This is a genomic window from Tenacibaculum sp. SZ-18 (assembly GCF_002813915.1).
Taxonomy (GTDB): Bacteria; Bacteroidota; Bacteroidia; order Flavobacteriales; family Flavobacteriaceae; genus Polaribacter.
Genome location: NZ_CP019335.1, coordinates 3,715,748 through 3,736,094 on the forward strand (window position 1 = coordinate 3,715,748; position 20,347 = coordinate 3,736,094).

Here is a 20,347-nt window from a genome sequence, read left to right on the forward strand (position 1 = left end):
TTCAAAGTGGAAATCATTAATATTTTACTTGTGTTTTTCTATCAGTTTTTCGACTTTTTGTAAATCAATTGGTTTTTTTAGAAAACTGATAAGTATTTTTTTCTTCAATAAATTTTGAATTTCAGAGGTGATGTCCATTCCTGAGAGTATAAAATATCTTTTCTCAGGAAATAAATTATAGGCTTTTTTGATGAAATCTACTCCACTTAATCCAGGCATTTTCATATCGCTAATCACTACAGCTATTTCCGGTTCTTTATCGAGTATTTTTAATCCGTTATCCCCATTTGAAGCGAGAATAACGTCATACTTTTCAGAGAAGATTATTTGAAATAAAAGTGTATTCATTTCTTCATCATCAACATATAATATTTTAGTTTTATTTATCATTTTCTTTTAATAGGGTAGTACAATTGATACTTTGGTTCCATCTTTTTGTGAGGAATTTATATCGAATTTACCCATGTGTTTTTTGATGATTTCAAGAGAAATAGACAAACCTAAACCCGTTCCTTTTCCTGGAGGCTTTGTTGTAAAAAAAGGGTCGGTAATCCGATTTAGTATTTCTTTATCAATTCCTTTACCATTATCTATAATATCGATATTTACACTGTTTTTATCTAAGTATGTATTAATAGTTATTTGTCCATCTTTGTCAAAAGAATCGAGAGCATTAGATAAAACATTTAAAAACACTTGATGAAGCTTACCTGAATTTCCTTTAATTAGTATTTTTTCAGCAGCATACATTTTAATAATATCAACTTTATGCTTTATTTTATTCTCTAACATTGTCAAACTATTATTTAATGCTCCATGTATATCACAAATTTCGTCCATGCGATCATTGTCTCTACTAAACAAACTTAAACTTGTAACTATACTAGATATTCTTTTTACACCCTCGTTAAGAATTTTTAAAAGATTATCAGTTTTTTCTTTTTCATTACTTGAGTAACAACTAAAGTAGTTCATTAGCCCTATATACGACCCTTTTATGTAGTTTAATGGGTTATTGATTTCATGAGCAACTCCAGAAGTCAATATTCCTAAAGAAGCCATTTTTTCTGACTGAATTAATTTTGACTGAGTTGTCTTTAAATTTTGTATTGTTTGTGATAATTTTTGATTTGACAATTCTAGTTCATTATTTTTCAAGTTTAATAGCTTGGTTCGTTCTTCAACCTTAATCTCTAGCATTTTTTTATGATTTTGAAGAGTAGCATATAGTTTTAAGTGCTCCAGCTCTGCACTTGCTCTTGATGCAAATATTAGTAGTATCGATTCAATTCCGAAAGTATCATCAATTTCATTTTCGTACAAACAAACTAAAATTCCCGTTGGTTCTTTTTTAGAATTGTACAAAGGAACCCCAACGTAGGCTTCAATACTCATATCTATGAGGAGTTGATCTTTTGGAAATAATTTTGTTATATTTTTTGCATATGAACAGGCTGCTCTACCTATAACATTTTCACATGGAGTATCTTTTAATTCGTAAACGAAATTATCTAATAACCCATTTTTATTAACCAATGAAATGGTTTGAATTGTAGACTGATCTTTAGAAAGTTCTCCAATAAATGTATAATCAGCTCCCAAAGCTTCATTTAATCTCGATACAATCTTTTCAAAAAAAAGATCTCCAAGATTATACAAATCTCCAGAAACCGTGTCATTAATTAATTCTAATTGCTTTTTTAGTTTTGAGAATTCTAATGTTTTCATACGTTTGGAATTTAAAAAATCTAATATTTCAACACAATTTGGAACAGCACCTCTTTGATAGCGATAATTACAATTATTTTTTTTGAGTTATTGAGTCTAAGTGTATTTTATGTTTCAGTTTCTGAACTCAATAAAAGTGAATCTTAAATATGCAACTACTAGCTGCTTATTAGGATATGTATACCATTTATATGTCGATCTGAATTTATTTTTGAAAATGCAATTTTAATAATTGAATATACTAATGTAACCTAGTCTATTTCCTCTCAAGATACGAAAAAAAGGAAAAGAATCTAGAATTAACTACATTACCTTTTAATTATTGTATAAGAATAGAGAAGTTTAGAGGTGTTAAACAAAAGCGTTTTTACGTGTATGTGGTCTTCATATAAAACTCGAGTTTCTTTATTTATTGAGCGTATGAAAATTCTAAAACCTCAGAAACTAAGGCTGAAAAGAAAGAGACTATAAAGCGGGAATAAAAACGTCAAAAAGGAAAGTTACACTAAATTAAGAGGTGTGAGCGTGGAATTTTTATAATTGATATTGAATAACTTTAAAAGAAGAAAAGTGATATAGAAGTACAAGGCACTAATGATAATATTGCTCTAGAAGCGATTAATGACAAATTTGTAGAGCTCCAACAAATTATTGAAGACCTGTAAACTCAAGATGAGATTTGGTTTGAGTTGTCGATGAAAATGGATGAAAAAAGACACTGGCTGATTCTTTTGAAATCCTGTGGTTGGAAACTAATCGGTTGGTATTTATAGCCATTTTATTTACTAAATTTTCCGTTTTTTAATTCTAGTTTTATTCTCTTGCTAGTAGATTCAAAAAATCCAATGTAATCAATGTATTTAAATTTATTAAAACTAATTTAGTTTTGGTCGAAGACTATTATATCTCGTATTATAGTCTGGGTTCGTTAAGTTATCAAAATCTAATATTAATTCTAACTCAATTTTTTCAAAGTTCACATTTTTTGAAAACAAGGAATTTCAGAAGTAAACATATATCATAAAATTGATGATGTTATGTTCATTGTGTTTTGTAAGCTTTATCGATTAAATCGCTATTATTTTAATACAGTGTTAGCTGGTGTTATTTTCAAAATTAAAATTCATAATTATAATATATGGTTGGTTTTTTACTGTTTGTAATTTGGATCATGGTCATCGATTATTTGTTTTGCAATTTCATGTAAGTTAGTATTAAAAATTGTTTTATAAGTATCGGTGTTCAAAACAACATTATATATACTACTTAACCATATAAGTCCACCTGTTTCGCGAACTATATCTCCTTGATGACCTTTCGCATCAGTGAATATTGAAGTTGCTCTTGGTCCAGTCATTGTAATATCGTCCAAAAGTTGATTATCTAGATGCATTTGATATAAATTAAATGTAGCCCATCCAGTTGGTATGGTAAATATTTTAGTAGAAGGAAATTCGATGCGCAATTGGTTTACAATTTCGATATGTAAAATTTCATTAATATAAAAATCATACATTTCTTGTATAGAGCTAAATCCATTATCTGCTGCAAATGTATCCCAATCTGGTCGGGTTCCATTTGGATCACCATTCGGAAAGTCAAATGGTGCTAAGGAAATAAAAATGGTTATATCAGGATTGTTTTGCAAAGCATATTCTATCCAAGCTTTAAATCCTTCGATCGGATTGTCAGAATTATGACCGCTTGTCATTCCGAAATAATCGACATTTCCTTGGTCAAGGGTTGACTTGATTAAACTGTGCTCTGAACTACTTGAATCGTTCCAGAAATTGATAGCATTTCCATTTTCGCCACCACGAAATACAGTTGTACTATTATGATTTACAAAACCAGCATCAATTGCTATTTCATCAAGTTTTTCAGCATAAGGTCTGAAAAAGCTATTCCCAATAAGTAGCATATTATACCCTTGTGTTTCTGGTGTTTCTTGAGTTTCCTCTATTTGATTGTCGTCTTTACTGCAAGAAAGAAACATTAACAATACAGCAGCTATCAAGTATTTAAATTTTCTCATGTTATTTACCTTTTTCTTTTTAGACTGATATTTTCATAATTGGTTTAATTACAGCTAACTGTTAATGTAAGATGTGGCTTATATGAAGAGAATATTGTATTCAAATTAAATTAAAAGACACCTAATTTTTATCTCAATTCTTTGTAGGTATTAGTTGATTTATATTTTTTCGGTTAATTCTTTCAGTAATATTTTTTCCAAAATGAACTTTTGTTTCGGTTCAATAACAACGAATTTCCAATCAGAGGTTCTATTTTCTGAAATTCCAAATGCAATTTTGATCGAATTTCATAGAATTCAGTTTCCTCATTAAGTTTTATATTTCCAGAACCAAAAGTTTTTTCTAATTGTAGTTTTGTTAAATTTCTTGTCAATTCATTCTGTACTCCGTCTTCGCTTTCCTCAATATTGTAGAATTTCATTTTTATATCATGCGAATTACTTATTTCAGAATCATATTTTTCCTCAGCCTTTTTTGGTTCTAATTAAACAATATCTTTTTGTTTGAAGTTATAAATCCGGATTATTAGTGAAGTCTTTGTTTCAGTTTTTAGTAGTTTATCCAAAAGTCAAATTTGAAATGAAAATCAGTAAAATAAGTATTCTTTTCGTTCAAAGTTGTTTTTCGTAAATAATGCTAGTAATTTATATCTTAACCTTTATTTCTGTTATCCAGCAAAAAAGCCTGTATAAACCACAGTTTAGTATTAATTCATAAAATTTCTAAGAAAAAGGAAATGAACAGGGGGACTGGTCTATTTCTTTATCATTTTCGATTTTAAATATATGGATAAAACAAACAGTTATAAATCCAAAAACATTTAAATTCGGGAAGAATACCAGTATAATTTGTAGTAGATGAACTATAATTGGTAAATTTATTTAAGGTTTTATTTGTCTAAAACCGTCATAAACGTTGTGTATTTAGGCTTGGATATGTTGTGTTCGGTATCAAATAAAAGCTACTTACAGCCTGTAACATGTACTTTTCCGTCTTTATAATCCGTTAATAATTTTGTCATGGTCGTTTGACCTGCTCGTCTGGAAATTCCAATTATAGGAATTCCATTTACTTGATAACCTGTGAATTTTTTTAGATAGTCTGCTCCATAAAAAAGTAATCTCTCAGCGGTATACAGATTATTAAAACGCGCAGCAAACATTAGTGGAGTAAATTTATTATCTCCACTTCGCTTGTCAATTTCTTCTAATAGAATCGGATACTTTTTTGTGAGTAAACAGAACGAAGCAGTTCCAAAGGCACTTGAGGCCTCAAAAGCAGTTCCTGGATTTCCGTTCAGGGGATCTACATACGTACCAATAGAGTAATTAATATCAAAATCTACTTTGGTATCAAGTATAGTTAACATGGTGTACAATAAAAACTCAAATCTTTGTATTATCTCATTGTTTTTAACCACATCCTTTTCTCGTTTAATAGCGTAAATTAAATCTGTTTGCGTTCTTAAAGGTTGTAATTTATAATTATAGCGTTTGTCTTTCATGATATAAGCAACAGAGTTGATGCATTGATCACATTTCCACAGTTCGTTATTATTATTTGCTTTTATAAACGCATCGATAGCCAATTGAATCGGAGTCAAGGTAATTTGTCCGTAGTTGATCTCGAAAATTGTATCATTTTTAAGCAATCTTTCAATTTGGTACAAATTACATCCTTTGGCGAATATTTCTAATTTTTTAGTTGAGGTATATTCCAAGTTATCCCAATCTAAATTAGTTGAGCCAACTTGACAGCATATTGGTATTACATTAGTAATCCATAATAATAAGATAATGGTTTTCGGGTTCATTTGGGTTGGTTTTACGTTGTTTTTATGTGTAGTTGTTTAATTCCTTGATGATAATGCCAAAAGTCCGACCGTTGCTTCCAAAATGTTTCATCCAATAGACATTACTAACTCGGGTACTTTAACGGAATTTTACATCTCTACTTTTCAATTAGTTCCCAAAATGGCTGAGTACAATAAAATCAATGCTACCAATCTCTCAATAAACTCAATTAGATTGATATCAAATTGCTGTTTTAGCTCTGTATATTTCCCCAATTCTTTTATTAAATCGTTGATGTTATGAGTTGCATGAGTTTTATATTGATAAAAGTATTATGAGAATTGAGGTGAGAAACTCCCTACAAATAGGTAAATAGTGGTGAGTTAGTAATGTTTTTGTGAATCATTTAAATTGTCATCTATGAAAAACTTTATTTTGATCGGGATTACAAGGCTTGGTTTAAATTTAGTTTTGAAACATGACGAAGTAATCTTCCAGTCTATCGGCAGATTGTTTTACTGCATTGTATTCCATCGCAATAACGTTTGCTGTGATTATTTTTCACGCTGATTTTCTGATGTCGAGGATTGGTACTATAAATTAATTTGTCATTGATTAATTCTCAATATTAATGGCTATTATTAACATTGATGAAATTCACTCTAACTAATTAGGAATTTGGTATTTGTTACATGGAGTGGCACAAAAGCTTTTTTAAGAGTAAAGGTTTGTTTTTGAGTAAAATAATTTTAAATATATGTAACTTAACTAACTACATTAGCGTCTTACTAACAACCAAAAAGTAAATTGCATATGAAATTATCGAATGAACAAACTGACTATAAAGGGTTTTTCTTTGATGCAATGTTGTATCTCACAGTTATGTTTTTAGTAAGAGAAATTTATTTTTCTGAATTACCTTTTATTGCAAACGGATTAATGTGGTCATTTTCTACTTTAATCGTTGCTTCATGGAGAATGAAAGTCCGTAATGTTACATGGAGAGATTTAGGACTGCGTAAACCCCCAAACTTGTTAAAAATGGCTTTAATAACTATAGGGATTTTAATAGCTATTCCAATTTCAATTATTGTTTTCCAACAGTTACAAGGGCTCATTCCGATTAACTTGTCACCAGACACCTCCTCTCAAGAAGCAGTTTCAAAGTTTGGAAACTTGCAAGAAAATTGGACCTTGTTTCTAACAATTATTCCTTTTATACTACTTCAATCCTCTTTAGAGGAACTTTTAGATCGAGGTTTTTTAATTAATTGGTTTGAAAGGGTGTTTTCTAAAACCTCATTTGCAACGACAACCGCAGTACTTTTACAAGCAGTTATCTTTGGGTTTAGACATTCTTATGATATTTCAGAGCGTTCAATTACTGTAGGTATGATTGGTTTAATAATGGGAATAGCCTATGTGAAGTTTGGTAGAAATTTGTGGCCTTTAATTATTGCTCACTGTATTCTGAATACATTGTCCATGATGGAAAAAGTGTAGTAATTTAAACTATGATTGTTTGAACGTTAAATAATTATATTGTTATAGTTATTTTACTTCTTCTTAAACTTCTTTTCAATTAATTTTTTCTCCCAATCCTTTCCGAAAAACTCAACATTTCCGAATGCATAAATCCCTAGAAAAAAAATCCAAGCAATAAGCATGTAAAGAAATAACCACCATCCCTCTGAATCTGATTCACTGATAGCAATGAAAAGAAAGATGCCGAGATTTAGAATCGCTAAAGCCAACAATTTGTAAAAACCTTTTACTGTTTGCACATATTTTTCTTCTTTTCTGATTTGTGCTAGCGCTTCTTTTTTATCGATATCTGATATATTAATTTCAAAAACAGACGCTAAGGCTTTTAACGATTCTAAACTTGCATTTTCTCCGTTTTCTATACGTTGAATGGTTCGTATACTCAAACCGCTCATATCTGCCAATTGTTCTTGAGACCAATGACGTTCTAATCTCATTTTTTTAATATCTCTTAAATTACTTGTTTTAGAATCCATAATATTTTGTGTTTCATATTTAGTACGAAGCAAAACTACATCACAGGTTTTTGTTTCTGTGGAAAGCTATGCGACATCTATATGACAGCAACGTGACAGTAATATAACAGAAGTAGTTAGCAAAAACAAAAGGCATATTAATCTTAGAATTTGGATGAATGAATTTATTTAGATTTTTATAAATTTTCAATATAATTTTACTAGTGTAGCGGTATATTTTTCAGATATAATTAATAAGTGTTTTATTCTGCTTACCCTTTGGTTTACGCAATTGGAAATTTCTTTTTTACAGTTTTCCATATACGTTTTGGCAGCAAGGGTTCTATTAATTGGCCTAAGTATGATTTTGGAGTTTCTTCTTTAATACCAAATTTTTTAGGTTCTTTGTCTGGACAAGTATAAGTTCTAAAGATTATATCCATAATTGGAGAAATATTAGCATAATTTCCTGCTTTTCTATCTAAATCATGATGCCAATGATGAAGCTCTGGAGCGCCAATTAAGATTCGTAATGGTCCAATTGGCAATCTCACATTTGAATGTATATAAATTGCCCAAATTCCTCTAAATGCTATAACTCCAGTAATAGATTCTAATGGAAACCCCATAATAAAAGCAGGTAAATTTATGAGTCCGATAGTATATATCGAATCTAGTGGATGTTCGCGATGTGCTGCCAACCAATCTAAATGCTCTGCACTGTGATGAACTTTATGGAACCTCCATAAAAAATCGACTTTATGTTGTAATCTGTGTCCCCAATAAATAAGCAAATCACTAAAAAATAAAACCTCGATTACTTGAAGGACGAAAGGTTGTTTTCTAATTTCTTGTTGAAAAGAATTTGGCACAATTGAAGTTAAATATTCTCCAAAATAATAAAGCGACCAAAGCACCAAACCACTCCAAAGTATATATTGACCTAAAAAAAAGGAAAAATCTAGAAGCCATTTTGGTCTGAGAAACTTTTGATTTGGTTTTGCAGGAAAGACTTTTTCCATAGGAACAAATACCGCAATTAAGAAGAGCAAACTGATTCCAGTGGTTGTTATAATTTCATAGATTTCCATATCAAAGCTATCTTTTAATAGAATCAGTTACCGTAGTATCTTTCTTACTTTTTTGAAAATCGTTACGCTTAAAAATAATACCAGATTTTGAACTACTTAATAAAGCTGCGTCAACTATAGAGTCCATCTCTGCTTTTGAAGTTGTACTTTGTTTTACTTTAGGATTTACTAGCGTAAGTGATTTTGAAGAAGATAATAAATGAAGCTTTTTTAACGAATCTATCCCTTTAGTACTGTCAAGTTGAATTTTATCATTACTTGTGTTTGAAATAGAGGATTCTGAAGAGATATCTTGAGTAAAATATCCTGCTTTATAAACTACAAAAGCTATAATTAATGAACAGAATAAAATAATTGTTAGTCCTTTTATAACGGTAGATTTCATGAGTTCTTTTTATTCTTAATTTAGTTTCCTTTTAGTTTTAAATACTTTTCTCTATCAGTTGAGTGTTTTTCTAATACGGTAAGACCACAATCAATTAACTTAATTTCGAATGGTCTTTTTAGGAGGTATCGATCATCAAATTCGCAAGATAGGTACATAAATGCTCCAAATAGTATTGAACAGACATACCAAAATAATTTACTAATGTATTTTGGAAATTGAATGTTCCAAAATTTATTAATCATTCCAATAAATAACAACCAAAAAGCAAAATAGCATAAAAAATTGAAAGCCATTTCGGTCAAAAAATATTGTGTTGACATAGATGTATGAAAGCCTTCACATTTATAAATTAAAGGAAAACCATAAGCAAATACATCTTTAGCATCTATTGCAATTACATACCACCATTTTGAAAAAATCGAAAAAGAAATTATCGTGAGCGGTAGGGTCAATGGAAATAGTAACTTTTTCATTTTTCGTTTAAAGTTAAAAAATATACACTAATGTTGTGAAAATTTACTCAGACATTAGCTTATTTCAGTCATTTATCAGAGGCTAGCTTTAGTTTAGTCTCATCTATTTTATTTGTTTTGCTAAATATGCTAACATATCTAAGACATAAGTTTTTAGTTTGAGATCACGAAAACGCTCAATTTTATAATACTTTAATAAAGCATCCATATTTTTTTCGGCTGCATTCTCTAAACATTCACGAACAAATACAATTTGATTTTCCTCATTGATTGAATTAGCATATTCAGCAATGCACTTCTTAGTTGAATTTCCACATTTTTTAGGGTTTCCGATGACTGAGAAAGTCCAGTTTGAACAGTTACAACAAATAGGGTAGTGAATAGAATTCTTTTCAAAATTGATTTTTTATTCAAATATACTGGATAAATTGAATAAAAAAGGAAGGTTTCACACCTTCCTTTTCAGATTGAATAAATAACCTGGAATTTAATCCATAGTCAACATATTTCTTTATTTATTAAACAATACAGAAGCTTGTCCGTATTGAAAGTGAATTGGTTCTTGACCTGGATTGTATTTATACATGTAAAGATCTTTTGGTGGATTTTGGAATAACATGATTATATCAGAACCTCCGAATCTGAATTTTCCAAACTCTTGTCCTTTTACTACAACCTTATCCTGTAAATTTTCATACATCTTAACACCAGAAACTTGGCACATTCCAATTGGTAAAATTGCAACTTTACCAACTTCTGGACCAGCGTCCATAACGATTAACCCTCTTGCTTGATTAAATTCGTAACCATCTCCAGCACCATCAGGAGCATCCCATTGTCCGTCTGGTTTTAATTCTACATTTAAATACACTTTTCCTTCAATTGGTCTTATTTCTAAGACTTTTCCCGCAACTGGTGTATGGAATCGGTGATAATCAAACGGACTTAAGAAATAGTGAACAAAAGTTCCACCATTAAAGTCGTTTACATACGGACTATCTTGAAGTAAGTCGCTAATAGTTCCGATGGTATGCGTTCCTTTTAATTTTAATTGTTTTTTATCTCCTTCAAGGCCGATTACATTTCCTTCTTGATCGATTGGATAAAATTGCTTGTACGTACAATCTGCAGGTGAAACAACAACCTTGTTATTTTTTGGTGCAGTAATAGGACGTAAAGGACTAATTCCCGTATCAGGATCAGCATCGTTAAATTCTCTAAAGAAGAATTGATTGAAGGTTTTCCAAGATGATTCGTTTTTAGCATATAAAGGGAAGTTGTACATTCTATCGTATTTAAAAGAGTGTAAACTTTCTTTAGTTAGAGAAGCCGGAGTATCTAAGAATCTTCCCCAAGCTTTTGCAAAATCATCTAACCAATTAGCAAATTTTTCAAAGCTTTGCATAGTGGTATTTGTTCCTGGAATTTTTTGATCAATTAACCAATAAGATTGGCAAAGTAAATCATATACTTTCTGGTTGTAACCGTTTTTTTGCCCGTTACTTTTCCAAGCATTTGGATATTCTGGATCGTTACGTTCATTTGGTACCATTCTTACGTATAAATCTAAATAATCTAAATAGGCATTAATTGAAGTCGGCCATCCGTTTCCTTTAAACTCATTGTTAATTACGTTGTACAAATCTGAGTTTAAATTTTTCTTTGCAGCAGCAACAGCAACATTTAAAGATGCAGTTAAAGCAGCAGCCATTGCTGGATCATCTGCTAAAAGTTCTTGTAATGAAGTTACAACTGGTTCGTGTTTTTGGTGTAGCGTTAAAGTTTCCATGTTTAAAGAGGTTGGTTAAAATTATAGAACCAATTTACCTCTAGAAATGGTTGTTATTCTGAAAAAGACCCTAACAAATCGTAATTTATGTATAAGAGCTTGAAATTAAGGTATAGATGTAATTGTATTATTATTCAATTTTAGCACGATGCTCGTCGTATAATCCAATTAACAAACTATTTCCCTTAGAATCAATTTTAAGTCCGCCATACTTCGCTTTTTCATACTTTTCTGCCTGACTTTCTTGAAAGAAAAAAGACTCAGCACCAATATTTATATTCCAGTTATTTGGAGAAGTGTACTCAATAGGAAGTTCACCTTCGTTTAAAGGAGAAGTATCTTTTTGAAATCTTACTTTTGACGCTACATTGTTACTATCAAGTTGTACGATGCAAAATCCTCGTTTAGGAATGTCAACATCATTGTTTCGAGAAAGGCTATAACGTAAACGCATATAATCTCCTTGCATTAAAGAACGCGGATCAACAGGAGCTAATTCCAGTAAAACCAGTTGTCCTTCATTTAATAAAGTTTCCTTTTTAAAAATCGAATAGTTGAAATATACCAACAATAAAATAAGGTTTCCAAATACAATAGGCCATTTATACTTTTTCATTTTCTGATAATTTTTTATGAGTGAATAAGTAAAATGCTAAAAACAAAATACCCGTTGTAAACATCATGATAGATTTGGTAAGGAGAGTGAACTTTAGATCATAATAATATTGACTAACGAAATAAATGAATGCAATAATTCCAATAGCTAAACCAGTTTTATAATTGACTTTAAAACTCAATAGAATTATTAAAATCGCTCCAGAAATTGCGGGAGAAAGTACCGTTGATGCTAAGATGAGAATTGTAAAAATGTAAATTCCAATTTTACTCTGAATATCTTTTACTTGTAGGATATTTATTAATTCTATTATCACGTACACAATGAATAGAATGATAGAGATAGACGAAAGCCAAATATACTCTGGTGTTATTCTTAGCATTCCTTTTTTTCCTAGAAAGATTAATCCAATTAATAAAGAGAAAATTAACCCGATTCGTAAAGGATTGTATAATCGAGATAGTTTTTTACTAGTGGTTATGATTTTACCTTCATTAAGTATAAGGAATGATAAGATAAAAACCATAGCGAACGTGTACACATGGATTAGATCATATTGGTTTCCTTCCAAAAGAAGCGCTAAAAAACTAAGGTTTGTAGCCAAAGTAGCTATAAATGATAAAATATAATTTTGAACAAGAATTAAGGTTGCAATTCCAACAAAAATGAAGATTATTTGAATGGAACTCTCATCAAAATTCATTCGCTCTAAACTCATCCAAATCAAAGTAAAACCAATAACGTAAGAAGAAACACTGATAGTGTCAATAATAATTTTATCAGAGATTTTATTTAATCCAACAGCGCAAAGGACGAAAATAATTCCGGTAATGAGTAAGCCTTCTTTTGAGTTGTATAATCCCGCTATAAAAAGGAAACCTAAAAAGGTTATACAAGATAATAATCCACCGAAAATAGAAAGTATTTTTATAGCTAAAGATTGTTCATCGTTTTGATTCTCATATTCATATTTGATGGCCTCTTCGTTAAAAGTTAATTCTTGCCCTTCTATATTTTGAATGGAATCAATTAACGATTTTATGTTTTTACTATTCTTCATGATTCCACTTTTTTTGATAATTAATTAAGTTGAGAATGGTTAATGTTACACTTACAATTATGAACATGCTAATAAATAAAAACATTAATTCATTATTGGAAATGTCAACAAAAACAGCCGACACAATTACTATTAAACTAAAAGGAATAACTGAAAGATAAAAGCCGTTTTTTGTTTTCAGTCCATGTTTGTAACCAAACACATAAGAGATTCCAGTTATGATAATTAGGAGTAAGAAGGCGAATTCAAACTTTTCAAAAACCCCAATTGAAATTCCCAACGTAGCATAAGTTACAGATGCCAAAATCATAGTATATAAAAACCAATTTGGCGCCTTGTTTTTACTAAACACAACGAACAAAACAGGAATCATATTTACGATAAAGTGCAAGGTATACACAAAAGTAATAGACCAGTTTTTGGCAACTTGTTCTGTATATAAATGAAGTGTTGTGTTCATTAATATAAAGTAGATTAACCACAAGGGAGCAAAATCAGAAACTATTGCCCATAATGTCACAAAAATGGTCCATCCGAGGAAAAAGTCATAAGCATTCGCTCCAGTTTGGTAGATTTGTCCAAAAACAGCAAATAAAACGCCTACTAGAACAGAAGCTCCGGTAAGAATAATATTTTTAATCTTTTCATCGAGCTTTAATAAAAACAACATTGAGGTAGTAATGATTAAAATGCCTTGTGTTAAGCCAATCTTTACAAATTTGTGCATGTCTGCCCAGTTATAAGCAAAGAAGAAAATGATTCCTGCAACGGTAAATCCTACACCTACACTGATAATGAATAGATTGAAAAATTTTTTCCAATCGGTTTGGTCACTGTAAACGTGATCGTTTAACGCTTTTTGAATAGTGTGTTCAGATGCGTTTGAATGCCTGCTTATAATGTGAATATCATCTCTTTTCATAAAGTAATTAACGTTATTAAAGAATCTTTATTTGAGAACTTGTACTAAATATACAATTCCAAAAAGCCATCCTACATACATTGATGTATAGGATAAAACATAAAAAATAGCTCTTTGAATTGAACCTTTTGTTTCATTTGATTTGTTGAAAACCAATTTTAATGCTCTAAAAAACAACCAATAAAGCATTCCTAAAATTATCAATAAGGAAAACCAAAAAACCACTTCTAAAAGAGCTAGTAACAGTACGAAAACAATAGACATTACTATCCAAAGTACAATCGATACAATAATCCCACTAATACCATCACCAACTTCCACAAAAGGAGTATCTAAGGAAGGTGAAGATTCAGAGAGTATTGCTTTTGGCTTGAAGCTTTTTATTTTAGGGAAATTATCAATTAAACCTATTCACGTATATAATCCGTAGGTCATAAACGAAAACAGTACAGTTGCAATAATCCCCAAGGATAAATAGAAGTTAGTAGTAATGCTTCTGTTGTAATTTATCCCCGTAAAATAAACGGTAAGAATAGTTACTACAATAATAATCATAGAAACAATAAAAACAGATTTCCCTTTGAAATATGGTTGTTTTATTTTCAAGTCAAGGCAATTTTTGGTTCTTTGAGAATGTGTAAAGAATTTAACTTATGCTGTTCTCATAATCTTTTCAATTTTCTTTCTTCTTACCAACTTATCAATTATTTTATCCGAATAGCGTGCTTTTTGAGTGAGTTCAGTGGTAATTTCTTCCACACGATAACCACAAATAATATCTTTGATTAAACCTGTATTTGGATTTAAAAGTCCTTTATCAAAAAATGTTTTGCACATAACTACGCTATTAATTAATTCTTGAATTTTGGTGTCATTAAAACCTGTTAACCATTCAATAGTTTGATACAGTTCTTCTTAGATTTTACCTTTATTTTCAATTTTATTTAGGTGTAGCGGGTATACAGAAGAAAACTTCATATTCGAATATAGTTCGTCGTGTTGACCGGTATTTGCCATAGATTTATATTTGTAGATTTAAGTTAAAGTTATAAAAAGTAAATTAAAACTCTGTTCCATAATAAGTTGTTGCATCCGCTAATAACTGATTTAGTAAGTTCTTTTCTTCAGCGATTCGGTTCTCGTTCCAATCTAAACTCTTGATAAAATCATTAACAATAACATCTAAATGTTTTGTGATACTGTTAATGTTAAAATACAAACGACCTGTTCTACGCACAAAGAAATCAGCCAAACTATTAGTCATTTCAAAATTGATACAATACCATAATTCTGCACGAATTAATCGTTGTTCAATAGTTCCTGACGCAAAATAAGAAGTTCGTTCTAAAATTGTATTCGCTCTTTTTCCATAAGTCGTACACAAATGCCAAGCATAATAAGAATCTTCCATTCCTAAATCACGTAATTGTTGTTCCAATTGTTTTTGATAAGCTTCCACTTCATCAACTGAATGCATGCTGGGGTTTACTAATAAAATATTTTCAGTTTGTGATTTTTTATAAGAATTTCTTCGTTTTTCATCCATGGTTTTTAACACAGCATCAATAACACGATGTGCCATTTTGCGGTAACCGGTAAGTTTCCCTCCTGCAATTGAAATTAATCCGCTTTTAGAAATGAAGATCTCGTCTTTTCTTGAGAGTTCCGAAGGATCCTTTTCATCTTCATGAATTAGAGGTCGTAAACCGGCCCAATTCGATTCGATTTCATTGATGGTCAAATTAACATCGGGAAATGTATTATTTACAGCTTTTAAAAGATACTCGGCATCCTCTTTAGTAGCAACTACGCGATCCAAACTTCCATAGTAATTAGTGTCTGTAGTTCCAACGTAAGTGCATCTCCCTCTTGGAATTGCAAAAACCATTCTTCCGTCTGGAACATCAAAATAAACAGATTGCTTAATCGGTAATTTTTCGTACGGAAAAACAATATGAACACCTTTGGTTAAATGTAAGTGTTTGTTGTTCATAGAAGTATCTTTCTCCCTTAATAAATCCACCCACGGACCTGCGGCAGAAACATAATTTCGTGCTTTTACATTGAATTTTTTACCAGTATTGATGTCGATACATTGTACATTTTCAATTTTTCCTTCTTTATTATAAAGGAAAGATTCCATTTCGCAGTAATTAACAACTGTTGCCCCAAATTCGGAAGCTTTCTTTAATATTTCAATTGTTAAACGAGCATCATCTGTTCTATATTCCGCATAGTATCCACTGCCCAATGTGATTTTCTCATCTAGCATTGGTTCTTTTTCCATGGTTTCTTTTTTGTCTAGCATTCTTCGAGCATCGTCTCCACCAACATTTGCCAATAAATCGTAAACCTTCAAACCAATTGCAGTCATCATTTTACCATAAGTTCCACCTTCAATCAAAGGCAATAACATCTTTTCAGGAATAACTAAATGTGGAGCAAGTTTATGCACAATTGCACGCTCTGAACCAGATTCTCTTACCAAACCTATTTCTAATTGTTTTAAGTACCGTAGTCCGCCATGTATGAGTTTTGTAGATTTATTACTTGTTCCTGAGGCAAAATCGTTTTTTTCAACCAAACAAACTTTCATTCCTCTAGAAGAAGCATCTAATGCAATTCCAGCTCCTGTAATTCCTCCTCCGATAACCAATAAATCGAAAGACTCTGACTTTAACTTTTTCAGATGTTTATCGCGATCCAAAACCGAGAAACGAACTGGATCAGGTTTACCTTTTTTCTTTTTCGAAGTTTTTGTTCGTTCGATAGCTTTTAGCCAACCTTTATATTTCTTTTTACGAACTTTAGGTTTCATTTTTGTTGTAAAAATGGTATCAACTTCTCGAATAGTTTCGATATCGTTTTTGGTCCAAATTCCCGCTTTCATTCCCGCTAATAAGGCCGCTCCAAAAGCAGTAACTTCAATCATTTTCGGTCGATCAACAGATACATTTAAAATATCAGATTGAAATTGCATTAAGTAGTTATTAGCACTTGCGCCACCATCAACTTTTAATGAAATTATTTCTTTCCCACTATCTTTCATCATAGCGGTAATTACATCTTTGGTTTGATACGCCAAAGCTTCAACTGTTGCTTTGATAATTTCTTCTTTATCCGTATCTAAGGTCATTCCATAAATACTTCCTTTAGCTTCTGCATCCCAATAAGGTGCACCTAATCCAGCAAAAGCGGGAACAACATAAATGTTTTTTAACGGCGGAATACGATTACAAATTTCTTCTGTATCAGCTGCGTTATCAATAAGGTTCAAACGATCTCTTAGCCATTGGATAGAGGCACCTCCAACGAAAACACTCCCTTCTAATGCGTATTGAACAGTTTCAGATTCTAAACTACAAGTCAAAGTTGTGAGTAATCCACTTTGTGAAATTACTTGGTTTGTTCCTGTATTCAAAAGCATAAAGCATCCTGTTCCATAAGTGTTTTTAGCAATGCCTGCTTTAAAACCTCCTTGTCCAAATAAAGAAGCTTGTTGATCTCCCGCAACACCATAGATTGGAATTGTATTTCCTTCAAAATTAATATCTCCGAAATGAGATGATGAGGTTTGAACTTCTGGTAATAAAGAAGTTGGTATTTCTAAAGATTTAAGTAAGGTATCATCCCAACTTAAATTTTTAATATCATAAATCATCGTGCGAGACGCATTGGTATGGTCGGTAACATGTTTTTGATGATTGGTGAATTTGTAAATTAACCAACTATCAACAGTTCCAAAACAAAGTTTACCTGCGTTTGCTTTTTCTTTTGCTCCATCAACATTTTCAAGGATCCACTTTAATTTTGTCGCAGAAAAATAAGAGTCGATAACTAAACCAGTATGTTCTTTTACGTAGTTAGATAAACCACGGTTTTTTAAATCGTCACAGATATCTTTAGTTCTTTTATCTAACCAAACAATAGCATTATAAATAGGTTCTCCGGTTTCTTTATCCCAAACGATCGTTGTTTCACGTTGATTGGTAATTCCAATAGCTGCAATTTCTGAAGGTTGAATTCCTGAATTTTTAATAGCTTCATGAAACGTTTCTTTTTGATCATTAAAAATCTCAATTGGATCGTGTTCAACCCAACCAGATTTAGGATAATACTGCGTTAATTCTTTTTGAGCAATCGCTTTTATTTGTCCCTTTTTATCGAAAATAATTGTTCGTGTACTTGTTGTACCTTGATCGAAAGCGACTATATATTTTTGCTCCATTGCTTATTGTGAGGGTTTTAGTTGTTCTTCTTGAAGTGTTTTTAACTATTTTCTAGTTGTAAACTGACTTGTAGAATGTTTTTCTTTTCTAAAATAGGCAAATTATTGAATTTAAGAAGCAGTTGTGCTACAGCAATTGTATCATTTTCACAATAACGAATAATTCTAGTAATGTCTTTATCTTTAAAATAGACGTTAGCAACCTCACTACCATCAATATCTTGTTTTGGGGAAGGAACTCCTAAAACATGTGTAAGTAAACTTAAGGAAGTATAATGTTTAAAGTCACCAAACTTCCAAAGTTCCATGGTGTCTAAATGCGGAACTTCCCATGGTTTTTTTCCAAATAAATTGAGTTTTTTCGGTAATGTAATTCCATTAATGACCATTCTTCTAGCGATGTAAGGAAAGTCGAATTCCTTACCGTTATGGGCGCACAACAGGTATTTTTTGTGATTAAAATGAGTGTCTAATAAATCTTTAAAATCTAATAGAATTTCATTTTCATTACTTCCTGCAAAAGAGGTAACTCGTAGTTGTAGATTGTTTTCTTTTTCAACAAAGTAGCCTACAGAAATACAGATGATTTTTCCAAACTCTGCCCAAATTCCGGCACGTTGGTAAAACTGTTTTGGTGTGAATTCATCTTTTCGTTGATACTGAGTTTTCAGTTCAAACAAATGTTGGGTTTCCTCTGGAACATCATTCCAATATTCGTACTGAGGAATCGTTTCAATATCTAAAAACAAGATATTTTTCAGTTCAAAATGTGTTGACATGAATATATAGCAATTTGATTTTCAGTGTGCAATTTTGGTAAAAGTATGAAATTATTTTAAAACAGGAATATCTATCATTCAATTGGACAAAATAAAAAAATCCCGTTTTAACGGGATTTTTATGAGTTATGATTTGTTCATAATATCTTCAATTTCTTCTGCTTCAATTGGAATGTTTCGCATTAAATTGAATGGTTCACCGTTTTCTTGAATAACAACGTCGTCCTCTAAACGAATTCCAAATCCTTCATCTGGCAGATAAATTCCTGGCTCAACAGTAAACACCATGTTCGCTTGCAATGGTTCATGTAATAAACCGTAATCGTGCGTATCTAATCCCATATGATGAGAAGTTCCGTGCATGAAATACTTTTTATATGCTGGCCAATCTGGATTTTCATTTTGAATATCTGCTTTGTCTAATAATCCTAAACCCAGTAATTCAGAAGTCATTAATTTTCCGACTTCTTTATGATATTCTGTCCAATCTGCACCAGGAACTAACATTTTAGTGGCATCCTTTTTAACGCGATTTACAGCATTATACACATCTCTTTGACGATCTGTAAAACGTCCAGAAACAGGAATTGTTCTACTCATATCACTCGAGTAATTTGCGTATTCAGCACCTACATCTAGTAAAATTAATTCATCAGCTTTACATTGTTGGTTATTTTCAATATAATGTAAAACGTTGGCATTACTTCCGCTAGCTATAATTGGAGTATAGGCAAATCCTTTAGAACGATTTCTTAAGAATTCATGAGAAAACTCCGCTTCAATTTCATATTCCCAAACATCAGGTTGTACGAAATTTAATATTCTTCTGAAACCTTTCTCTGTAATATCACAAGCTTTTTGAATTAAATCTAATTCAATTTGATCTTTTACAGAACGTAAACGTTGTAAAATAGGATTACTCTTAGCAACAGAATGTGCAGGGTATTTATTTAGTAACCATTTTGTAAAACGTGCTTCTCTGGTTTCCGTTTCAATATTTGCACGATAATGCTCATTTGTATTGATATAAACAGTATCTGCATACGCCATCATTTCCGCCAATACTTTCTCTAAATCTTGTAACCAAAAAACAGTTTTAACCCCACTAGCTTCAAAAGCTTTTTCTTTAGTTAATTTCTCACCTTCCCAAACCGCGATATGCTCATTTGTTTCTCTTAAAAATAAGACTTCTCTTAAACTTTCTTTAGGACAGTCTGGAAAAATCACTAAAATACTTTCTTCCTGATCTACACCACTTAAAAAGAAAATATCTCGGTGTTGTTCAAAAGGAAGAGTAGAATCTGCACTTACAGGATAAATATCATTAGAATTAAATACAGCTAAACTATTTGGCTTCATTTGAGCCATAAAGTTTTTTCTGTTCTTTATGAAAAGTTGTTTGTTTATTGGTAAATATTTCATTTCAATTTGGCATTTACGTGTT

The 20,347-nt window shown here is 31.1% G+C and carries 19 protein-coding genes; 1 reads left to right on the forward strand and 18 read right to left on the reverse strand.

The annotated features are described in order from the left end of the window. Positions 1–24 precede the first annotated feature (24 nt). The 5 genes from BTO06_RS16885 to BTO06_RS16905 all read right to left on the reverse strand — a co-directional run bounded on the left by BTO06_RS16885 (position 25) and on the right by BTO06_RS16905 (position 5,577). Positions 25–390 (reverse strand): response regulator, encoded by a 366-nt coding sequence (locus BTO06_RS16885; protein WP_100926416.1) that lies wholly within the window; start codon positions 388–390, stop codon positions 25–27. 6 nt (positions 391–396) lie between these two features. Beyond that, positions 397–1,728, reverse strand: a complete 1,332-nt coding sequence (locus BTO06_RS16890; protein ID WP_100926417.1) for a sensor histidine kinase — start codon at positions 1,726–1,728, stop codon at positions 397–399. Between the two features lie 1,150 nt (positions 1,729–2,878). Further along, positions 2,879–3,763 (reverse strand): hypothetical protein, encoded by an 885-nt coding sequence (locus BTO06_RS16895; RefSeq protein ID WP_100926418.1) that lies wholly within the window; start codon positions 3,761–3,763, stop codon positions 2,879–2,881. A 182-nt stretch (positions 3,764–3,945) separates the two neighbouring features. Beyond that, a complete protein-coding gene (locus tag BTO06_RS16900) occupies positions 3,946–4,185 on the reverse strand; it encodes a hypothetical protein (RefSeq protein WP_100926419.1) in 240 nt (79 codons plus the stop codon). A gap of 540 nt (positions 4,186–4,725) precedes the next feature. Next, a complete protein-coding gene (locus BTO06_RS16905) occupies positions 4,726–5,577 on the reverse strand; it encodes an ankyrin repeat domain-containing protein (RefSeq protein ID WP_157811912.1) in 852 nt (283 codons plus the stop codon). Between the two features lie 793 nt (positions 5,578–6,370). Between BTO06_RS16905 and BTO06_RS16910 the strand changes: the two genes are divergently transcribed. Continuing rightward, positions 6,371–7,060 carry a CPBP family intramembrane glutamic endopeptidase gene (locus BTO06_RS16910; protein WP_100926421.1) on the forward strand — a complete coding sequence of 230 codons (690 nt, stop codon included), beginning with the start codon at positions 6,371–6,373 and terminating at the stop codon, positions 7,058–7,060. A 53-nt stretch (positions 7,061–7,113) separates the two neighbouring features. On the opposite strand, the gene BTO06_RS16915 is transcribed toward BTO06_RS16910, so the two are convergent. From BTO06_RS16915 to BTO06_RS16975, 13 genes are all read right to left on the reverse strand, one after another. After that, on the reverse strand, positions 7,114–7,578 hold the full coding sequence (locus BTO06_RS16915; protein ID WP_100926422.1) for a helix-turn-helix domain-containing protein: 465 nt from the start codon (positions 7,576–7,578) through the stop codon (positions 7,114–7,116). Positions 7,579–7,841: 263 nt separating this feature from the next. Continuing rightward, on the reverse strand, positions 7,842–8,648 hold the full coding sequence (locus BTO06_RS16920) for a sterol desaturase family protein (RefSeq protein ID WP_100926423.1): 807 nt from the start codon (positions 8,646–8,648) through the stop codon (positions 7,842–7,844). Positions 8,649–8,655: 7 nt separating this feature from the next. Beyond that, positions 8,656–9,033, reverse strand: coding sequence for a hypothetical protein (locus tag BTO06_RS16925; RefSeq protein ID WP_100926424.1), 378 nt, complete (start codon positions 9,031–9,033; stop codon positions 8,656–8,658). 20 nt (positions 9,034–9,053) lie between these two features. Next, the gene (locus tag BTO06_RS16930; RefSeq protein WP_100926425.1) at positions 9,054–9,509 is read right to left on the reverse strand and encodes a hypothetical protein; all 456 of its coding nucleotides are present in this window, start codon (positions 9,507–9,509) and stop codon (positions 9,054–9,056) included. Between the two features lie 511 nt (positions 9,510–10,020). After that, complete coding sequence (locus tag BTO06_RS16935; RefSeq protein WP_100926426.1) at positions 10,021–11,298, reverse strand: phosphatidylserine decarboxylase; 1,278 nt, start codon at positions 11,296–11,298, stop codon at positions 10,021–10,023. Positions 11,299–11,428: 130 nt separating this feature from the next. After that, the gene (locus BTO06_RS16940) at positions 11,429–11,914 is read right to left on the reverse strand and encodes a GDYXXLXY domain-containing protein (protein ID WP_100926427.1); all 486 of its coding nucleotides are present in this window, start codon (positions 11,912–11,914) and stop codon (positions 11,429–11,431) included. Next, positions 11,901–12,974: a DUF4401 domain-containing protein gene (locus BTO06_RS16945; RefSeq protein ID WP_100926428.1), complete on the reverse strand. Its 1,074-nt coding sequence runs from the start codon at positions 12,972–12,974 to the stop codon at positions 11,901–11,903. Before BTO06_RS16945 ends, BTO06_RS16940 begins: the two co-directional genes overlap by 14 nt. After that, complete coding sequence (locus BTO06_RS16950; protein WP_100926429.1) at positions 12,964–13,896, reverse strand: DUF2157 domain-containing protein; 933 nt, start codon at positions 13,894–13,896, stop codon at positions 12,964–12,966. Before BTO06_RS16950 ends, BTO06_RS16945 begins: the two co-directional genes overlap by 11 nt. A gap of 27 nt (positions 13,897–13,923) precedes the next feature. Beyond that, a complete protein-coding gene (locus tag BTO06_RS18855) occupies positions 13,924–14,217 on the reverse strand; it encodes a hypothetical protein (protein WP_232731488.1) in 294 nt (97 codons plus the stop codon). A gap of 330 nt (positions 14,218–14,547) precedes the next feature. Continuing rightward, a complete protein-coding gene (locus tag BTO06_RS18860) occupies positions 14,548–14,805 on the reverse strand; it encodes a DUF2200 domain-containing protein (protein ID WP_257790653.1) in 258 nt (85 codons plus the stop codon). Positions 14,806–14,956: 151 nt separating this feature from the next. Further along, positions 14,957–18,124, reverse strand: a complete 3,168-nt coding sequence (gene glpK / locus BTO06_RS16965; RefSeq protein WP_100926430.1) for a glycerol kinase GlpK — start codon at positions 18,122–18,124, stop codon at positions 14,957–14,959. Positions 18,125–18,165: 41 nt separating this feature from the next. Beyond that, complete coding sequence (locus tag BTO06_RS16970) at positions 18,166–18,903, reverse strand: 3'-5' exonuclease (protein WP_100926431.1); 738 nt, start codon at positions 18,901–18,903, stop codon at positions 18,166–18,168. A gap of 126 nt (positions 18,904–19,029) precedes the next feature. Beyond that, on the reverse strand, positions 19,030–20,325 hold the full coding sequence (locus tag BTO06_RS16975; protein ID WP_100926432.1) for an aminopeptidase P family protein: 1,296 nt from the start codon (positions 20,323–20,325) through the stop codon (positions 19,030–19,032). Positions 20,326–20,347 lie beyond the last annotated feature (22 nt).